At 67.3% G+C, this 7,833-nt stretch carries 6 protein-coding genes; 3 read left to right on the forward strand and 3 right to left on the reverse strand.

Features of this window, described 5'->3' with window-relative positions; genetic code table 11:
• Positions 1–29: 29 nt before the first annotated feature.
• Positions 30–1,025: a homocysteine S-methyltransferase family protein gene (locus tag VI480_RS15405; RefSeq protein ID WP_323673744.1), complete on the reverse strand. Its 996-nt coding sequence runs from the start codon at positions 1,023–1,025 to the stop codon at positions 30–32.
• Between the two features lie 185 nt (positions 1,026–1,210).
• Here VI480_RS15405 and VI480_RS15410 point away from each other — a divergent pair, with 185 nt between their 5' ends.
• Positions 1,211–1,963, forward strand: coding sequence for an enoyl-CoA hydratase/isomerase family protein (locus tag VI480_RS15410; protein ID WP_323673745.1), 753 nt, complete (start codon positions 1,211–1,213; stop codon positions 1,961–1,963).
• 159 nt (positions 1,964–2,122) lie between these two features.
• Complete coding sequence (locus tag VI480_RS15415) at positions 2,123–4,561, forward strand: CoA transferase (protein WP_323673746.1); 2,439 nt, start codon at positions 2,123–2,125, stop codon at positions 4,559–4,561.
• A 121-nt stretch (positions 4,562–4,682) separates the two neighbouring features.
• Here the strand turns inward: VI480_RS15415 and VI480_RS15420 are convergent, their stop codons facing one another.
• A complete protein-coding gene (locus tag VI480_RS15420; RefSeq protein ID WP_323673747.1) occupies positions 4,683–5,453 on the reverse strand; it encodes an SDR family NAD(P)-dependent oxidoreductase in 771 nt (256 codons plus the stop codon).
• A 39-nt stretch (positions 5,454–5,492) separates the two neighbouring features.
• Positions 5,493–6,521 carry a TIGR03617 family F420-dependent LLM class oxidoreductase gene (locus tag VI480_RS15425; protein ID WP_323673748.1) on the reverse strand — a complete coding sequence of 343 codons (1,029 nt, stop codon included), beginning with the start codon at positions 6,519–6,521 and terminating at the stop codon, positions 5,493–5,495.
• Between the two features lie 112 nt (positions 6,522–6,633).
• Between VI480_RS15425 and VI480_RS15430 the strand changes: the two genes are divergently transcribed.
• Positions 6,634–7,833, forward strand: a 1,200-nt coding sequence (locus VI480_RS15430) for an AMP-binding protein (RefSeq protein WP_323673749.1), incomplete at its 3' end; no start/stop codon positions are given.

Consider the following 7,833-nt stretch of genomic DNA (forward strand, 5'->3'; position numbering starts at 1 on the left):
TCGGGCGGCTCCGATGACGGCGACAGGATTCAGCCGCCGCTTCTGCGCCGCCGGGGACGCCTGCGGACGAGCCGCTCGTCGAGAGTCTCGCGTGGGTTGGGTGCTGCGGTGACGGCAGGCGGGGCTTCATCGCCTGCCAGCACGGCCACGATCTTGGCGGTGTGTTCGGGGGTGCTGCCGCAGCAGGTTCCGATCACCGTCACGCCTGCGGCGTGTATCCGGTACGCGTGAGCGGCCAGCAGTTCTGGCGTGCCGTCGTAGACGAGCGAATGACCCTGCCATACCGGTACTCCTGCGTTCGGCTTGGAGATGACCAGGGCGCCCGGCGCGATATTGGCAATGGCGAGAACTGCCGCCTCGGTGTCGGGCACGTTGCTGCCGCAATTGGCACCGATGGCGGCGAGCTCCAGAGGACCCAGCCGTTCCGCCAGCTCCTTGCCGGTGACGCCCATCATCGTGCAGCCGGCGGTGTCGAAGCTCATGGTGACAGCGACCGGCAGGTCGCTCACTGAGCGAGCTGCGCGTACCGTGGCCTCGACTTCATCAAGCGCGCTCATCGTCTCGATCCACAGCAGATCGACCCCGGCTGCATCGAGCGCAGCAGCTTGCTCGGCGAATGCGGCTTCGCACGCTTCGACGGTCATGTCGCCGAGCGGCGCCAGCAGTTCGCCCGTCGGACCCATCGAGCCGGCCACCAGCACTGGCCGATCCGACCGCTGTATCTCAGCGTCGGCCTCGACCCGGCCGATGTGTGCGGCGGCTCGGTTCAGCTCGGGCACGCAATGTTCGAGGCCATGCAGGGCTTGGCGGAAGCGGTTGCCGCCGAAGCTGTTCGTGACGATCAAGTCTGCGCCTGCGCGCAGGTATCCCCGGTGGACGGCCCGCACCTGGTCGGAGTGGCTGAGGTTCCATTCCTCCGGCGACCAACCCGCCGACAGCCCTGCAGCGAACAGCTGCGTGCCCATCGGACCGTCGGCCACCACGTAACCCTTGGATTCCACCAGGTCATTCAGTGTGACAGTCATCGGTCGGCGCCGATCGTTAGCTGGCTCGCTGTTGCGAAGCCCTCTGGGCGGTCATGGCTTGCATCGCAACGTACTGCTGCCTGCATGCGCCACACGAATGATTTTCCCGCACCTGCGCCCGTATCCGTCGTCACTCGCTCGCTCGTCGTGCAAGCATCTCGCCCAGAGGCTGAGAGGGGTTGGCTATGGACGAAGTGACCTACGAGGTTGACGGGCACGTGGCAACGATCACGTTGAACCGGCCCGACAAGCTCAACGCGATGACCGACGAGATGTATCACGGCATCGGCGAGGCGCTGCTGGCGTCGGATGCCGACCCGGCGGTGCGCTGCACCATCGTGACCGGAACCGGCCGGGCGTTCACGTCGGGCCACGACCTCGGCGAGTTCGCGGATCGAGCCGCATGGATGCCGTGGCGTCCCGACCGGTTCGACATCGGGCTGGAAACCGCCAAGCCCACGATCGCCGCCATCCAGGGTTATTGCCTGGCGGGCGGGCTGGAGCTGGCGCTGTTCTGCGACATCCGGGTCTGCGACGAGACCGCTCAATTCGGCTGCCCGGAGGTGCGCTGGGCGATTTTGCACGGCTATGGCGCGCTGAGGCTGCCGGGGCTCATTGGCTCGTCGGACGCGATGCGGCTGCTGCTGACCGGCTCGTTCATCGATGCACCCGAAGCGCTGCGCATCGGGCTGGTCAGCGAGATGACTGCTCCCGAAGACCTGCAGGCAACGGCCCGGAGCATCGCCGACCAGATCGCCGCCAACGGCCCCGCCGCGATCCGGATGACCAAGGAGATGGCGCTACGCGGCCGTGAGATGTCGCTGGCCGACGGCCTGCGCCTCTATCAGGAATACACCCGTGCGGCCTTCGCCTCCCCTGATGCGAAAGAGGGCCTGCGGGCCTTCGCCGAACGTCGCGATCCCGACTACGGCGCCTAGCGGCTGAGCCCTGGGCCCGAGCGGCCCGTGAGCGCCAGCGAACAAGAGCGGGCGACAGCAGCGCAACTGAGCGCTCGTTGCGGACGATCACCCCGGCGGTCGCACGGCAGCATCGGTACGATCCGGGCCCGCTGGGGTTGACGGCGATCCAGGGGTGATGTGCGAGGCGTTCGGGTACTGGATCTGAGCGATGGACGCGCGGGCGCGTACTGCGCTCGGCTGCTGGCAATGGCTGGCGCTGATGTGGTGGTGGGCGAGACGCCGGAGGGATCGCACCTGCGGCGATCGCGTGTAATCGACACCGCCGCCGGCCCAATCTCGGCGGCGTGGGAGTACTTGCGAGCCAATACGGCGAGCGTCGTCATCGATCCCGGCGCCTCGCTGGCCGAGCTGGCCGGTGACACCGATGTCGTGGTACTGGATGTCGACGGCGATTTGACTGCGACGCAAGCGGAGATCGCAGCGGCCCGAGAGGCACACTCCCGGCTGGTGGCAGCAGCCATCACGCCGTACGGCTTCACTGGGCCGAAGTCGGCATGGCGCGCCGGTCCGCTTGAGCATTGGGCGCTGGGCGGGCACATGAGCCTCAACGGCGAGCCAGATCGACACCCGCTGCCGGGTGGCGGTCCTTGGTTGACGCATTTGGTCGGGGCGACTGCCGCGATCGGCATCCAGGCAGCACTTGTCAACGCCGCCACAACCGGCCGCGGCGACCTGGTGGAGGTGTCAGCGCTGGAGGCGCTGGCCAATGCCCACCAGTGGAGCTTCAGCCTGTACACCCACAACGGCGTCACCAAGCGACGGTGGGGCAACCGCTTCGGCGAGCAGCACCATCCGCTGGCGCTCTATGAGTGCATCGACGGCTGGATCTGCATTGCGTCCGTGTCGATCCACCAGTGGGAAGGCTTCTGCATCGCGATGGATCAGGTGGAGTTGCTGGCGCGGGACGACTTCTACGTCCCCGCCGTGCGATTCGACCACGCCGACGAGCTGGACGAGATCATCTCCGCCTGGGCCGCCAAGAAGACCGTCGCTGAAGCCGTCGCCGTCCTGCAGGACAACCAAGTTCCCTCCGGCCCGGTGGCCAGTCTCGACGACATGCTGGCCAGCCCTCAACTCGCAAGCCGGGATTATTGGCTGAACGCGGGAGCTGTCGACGTCACCGACGAGAAGTTCGGTTTGCGGCTGCCTGGTCCGCCTGCCCAGGTCGAGGGCGCGACACCGCCGTTCCGTCGTGCCCCTGCGCTCGGCGCCGACCCTGCGGGCACAGCGTTTGGTGAACGAAGCTGGCCGAGCGGCGCCGAGCCGCTCGCGGGCGTGCGGGTCGTGGAGTTCACGATTGCCTGGGCGGGTCCGCTGGTGTGCCGGATGCTCGGCGATCTCGGCGCCGATGTCATCAAGATCGAGCACCCCACGGCACGAGGACTCGCCATGCCGCCTGCCGACATGATCCTCGCTGAACGCGGCGGCTGGGAATGGGGACAGCTCCCCGGTCCGCTGTCGCGCAACGGGATCTTCCTGAACAACGACCCCGGCGACGACTGGTTCAACCGCCTCGGCCATTGGAACAAGATGAACCGCTCGAAGCGCGGCCTGTGCCTGGACCTGAAGGCTCCCGGCGGGCAACAGGTGTTGCGCAGGCTTGTTGAGACGGCGGACATTGTGGTGAACAACTACAGCCCTCGCGGCGTTCGCTCCGCTGGCATCACACCAGCCGAGCTGCGCGAGATGAATCCCGCCATCGTGACGCTCGACATGTCCGGTTTCGGCGCTACCGGGCCCGACGCCGAGCGCATCAGCTGGGGCCCGGTGCTCGACGCCGCCTCGGGCCTTGCATCCACCACCGGATATCCCGACTCGGGCCCGTACAAGCAGGGCATCGCGTTCCCCGATGTCGTCGGCGGCCTGCACGGCACGGTCATCGCGCTGGCCGCGTTGTGGCAGCACTGGCACACCGGCGAGCCCGTCGCTGTTGACCTGTCACAGCTCGAGACCGCGATCAATGTCGCCGGCGACCAGTTCGCCGAAGCCTCCATGCGCCCACCCGGCGCGCCTCACCCGCCTCGCCGGGGTGCGCGTACTTCGGACGCCGCGCCGGCGGGTGTGTACCGGTGCCGCGGCGACGACGCGTGGCTGACGCTGACGGTCGATGACGACGCGACGTGGAGGTCGTTGACCGCGTTGCTCGGCGACGCTGAGTGCGAGCCCCGTTGGACGACCGCAGCGGCACGCCATGCCGACCACGACGCCATCGACGCCGTGATCGAACGCTGGACAGCGACCCGGGACAAGCACGAGGCCGCTGCCGAACTGCAAGCAGTAGGCATCTCAGCCTCAGCAGTCATGACCATCGCCGACATCGTCAACGACGACCACAGCGCTTCTCGCGGCCTCATGGTCGACCACGCACGCCCCGGCGAGCAGCCGCAGCTCTTCCCCGGCCTGCCGTTCCGACTCGACGCGACACCAGCCGCTCTCAGCCCGCCCCCAAGACTGGGCCAGCACAACGAAGACATCCTCACCGAACTCGGCTACAACCCCGCCGAGATCACCGACCTCTACAGCCGCAACACCATCGCCAACACTCCACCCGACTAGTGGAATGGACGGATAGACCCGAACGCAGTAGCTGTGGCGGCGGCAGGCAATTCTGCGACGTTGCGACCTGCCGGATCGCTGGTCGCAGAATTGCCTGCCGCCGCCACAGCGGGCGCACGGTTCAGGCCATGGTGAGACCGCCGCTGACTGACAGCGTCTGCCCGGTGATGTAGCCAGCTTCCTCGCTGCACAGGAACACCACGGCGGCAGCAACCTCATGCGGCTGCCCGATCCGTTTCATGGGCACGGCCCGAGCCATCGCTCCGATGATCTTGTCGCTCGTGTCGGTAGCTGAGGCGATTTCTTCCAGCAGTGGCGTGTCTGTCGGGCCGGGGCACACCACATTCGCAGTGATGCCACGGCGCGCTACCTCGCGGGCGATGGTCTTGGTGAAAGCGATCACACCGCCCTTGGCGCCGGCATATACAGCCTCGCCCGACGAACCGACACGGCCGGCATCGGAACCGATGTTCACGATCCGCCCGAAGCCTGCTTCGATCATGGCGGGCAGGCACGCATGCGTCGTGCGCAGCGGACCCTTGTAGTTGATCTCGATGACACGATCCCAGAAGTCCTCGTCGGTCGCCACGAACGGTGTCAGCACATCCCAGCCGGCGCAGTTGACCAGTACTTCAACCGGTCCCAGTTGGTCGGTCGCCGACATCAGGCCTGCCGTGACCGCGTCACCGTCGGCCACATCCATTTCGACAGCGATCGCCGTACCGCCTTCGGCGTTGATCGTGGCTGCCGTCTCGGTTGCTTCGGGGACCCGCAGGTCGGCCACGGCCACCTTCTGGCCAGCTCGCGCCAGCCCCAGGCAGATTTCACGGCCGATGCCTCTGCCGCCGCCCGTCACCAGGGCCACCCGGGCTGTGCTGTCTGGGTCGCTCACGTTGTCTCCTGTCGTCAAGTGCTCGGGCCGGGATGCGTTCTAGGAGCGGGTGGCCTGCGCCACGTCACCCCACTTGTGGACCATGTCTGGGTCCTTGCGGATCTGCTCCTCCGCCAGGTACATGACGACCCGGCTGGCGGTGCCCGTGTATCGGTCCTTCAACCGGTCCGCCATCTCGTTCCACGGGGCAACCAGCGCGAAGTGCTCCAGCATGTCGTCGGTGATGCAGTCGGCCATGCCTGCGATGTCGCCCGCGGCCATGCGCTCGCGCAGCGCGGCGGTCACGCCTTCGTACCCCAGGTCGGTGAACTGGAACGAGTAGTTCGGGGTGGTGCCGTAGAAGGCGATCTGCGTCTTGGCTCGCCGGACGAGCGGCGCCAGCTCTTCGGGGGAGTCGCCTGGCGCGGCGAACACCGGCACGATCAGGTCGATCTCGTCGACGTCGCGGCTGGCCCGCTCGGCGCCCTGGGCCACCTCAGGCAGCAGCCGCTCGCGGATGTAGTGCATGGTGTGCATCGGATGGACGTGCACGCCGTCGGCAACCTCGCCGGCCACGCCGTTCATGATCGGCCCAACCGAGGAGATGTCGACCTTCACGTCGCCGTAGTCGTGGCTGCGAGGCGCCCACTGGGCCGGCAGCAGGCTCAGGTTGAAGAACTCGCCCTCGTAGCTGAGCTTCTCTTCCCGCCGAAAGGCCCGCAGGCACGCCTGCACTGCTCCCACGTAGTCGCGCATGCGTGCCGCTGGCCGGTCGAACTCAGCCGCATAGCGCCGCACGATGTGGCCCTTCACCTGGCTGCCGAGCCCCAGTCGGAAGCGGCCGTTGGTCTCGCCGGCCAGTTCCCAGGCGATCTGGGCCGACACCATCGGGCTGCGGGGGAACGCTACGGCGATGCCGGTGGTGAAGGTGAGGCTGGGAGCTGCCATGGCGGCCGCAGCGAGCTGCATCCACGGCACCTGGCCGGTCTCGGTGTAGAGCATCCCGGAGAAGCCGGCGCCCTCCACCTTGTGGGCTAGGTCGGCCGCATCGCTCCAGGTGGATGAGCCGGTCATGAGATCGAATTCCACCTCGGGGTCTCCTTCAGGCGGGGGCACGAACCCGCTCAACGTAGCCCCCGCTGCTTCGGCGTGTAGCGGGCCGACTGGGCGTAGGGAGGGATCGCTGGCATACGCTGCGGCGATGGCTGCGAACGCGACCTACGACTGGCTGCTGCTGGGCGACGCCGTCGACCGGGCGGCCCGCAAGTGGGGGAACCGCCCCGCGGTGATCTTCGGCGACCGCCATTGGACGTACGCCGATTTTGCCGTCGAAGTGGACAGGGTGGCCAAGGGGCTGATGGCGCTCGGCGCCCAGATCGGCGACCACGTGGCGGTGTGGATGACCAACTTGCCCGAGTGGCTGTGGCTGCAGTACGCCATCCCGAAGGTGGGCGGCTGCATTGTGCCGCTCAACACTCGGTACCGGACCGACGACGTCGCGTACACGGTGGCGCAGTCGGAGAGCCGGTTCATGATTTCGATCGACCAATCCGGCCCGATCGACTATCGCCAGATGCTCTGCGAGGCCTACCCGGAGATCACCGCAGCCGGCCACCTGGAACGGCTGGTATTCACCGGTGCAGATCGTGACGACGCCTTGGCCGATGCGATGAGCTGGGATGATCTGCTCACCGCGGGGGAGAGCGTCTCCGACGATGAGCTGGCAGAGCGCGCCGCCAGCGTGACCGTCGACGACCGCATGATGCTGGCGTACACCTCGGGCACCACCGGTCATCCCAAGGGTGTGGTGCACACCCACCGCCCGCTGCGCAACAGCCGTGAGCGCTCGATGCTGCTGGGTCACACCGCCAACGACATCCACATGAGCTACTTGCCGCTGTTCCACCTGTTCGGCTACGGCGAGGTCTCGATCCAGGCCTCGCACTGGGGCGACCTACTGCGAGCTCAAGACGAGCACCCTCGTGACGTGTCCAGCCTGCGCATGGGAACGCTGGCGGCCGGCATGGAATCGTCCACCCCCATAGCTCGCCGGGCTCAGGAGGTGTTCTGCCCGACCATCTCGGGATGGGGCATGAGCGAATCGTGGGCATTCGTGAGCTGCAGCCACCCCACCCACTCTGTCGAGCAACGCACCGAGGCCTCCGGCTACCCCATGGACGGCATCGAGTACCAGATTCGTGACCTGGAAACCGGCGCCGAATGCCCGCCCAACACCCCGGGAGCGCTGTTCGTCCGCGGCTACACCGTGATGGAGGAGTACTGGCGGCGCCCCGAAGCCACGGCCGAAGTGCTCGGCGATGACGGTTGGCTCGACACCGGCGACATCGCAAGGATGCGCCCCGACGGTCACGCCGTCTTCATCGGCCGTCACAAGGACATG

The sequence above is a fragment of the Candidatus Poriferisodalis multihospitum genome (genome assembly GCF_028283155.1).
GTDB lineage: Bacteria > Actinomycetota > Acidimicrobiia > Acidimicrobiales > Poriferisodalaceae > Poriferisodalis > Poriferisodalis multihospitum.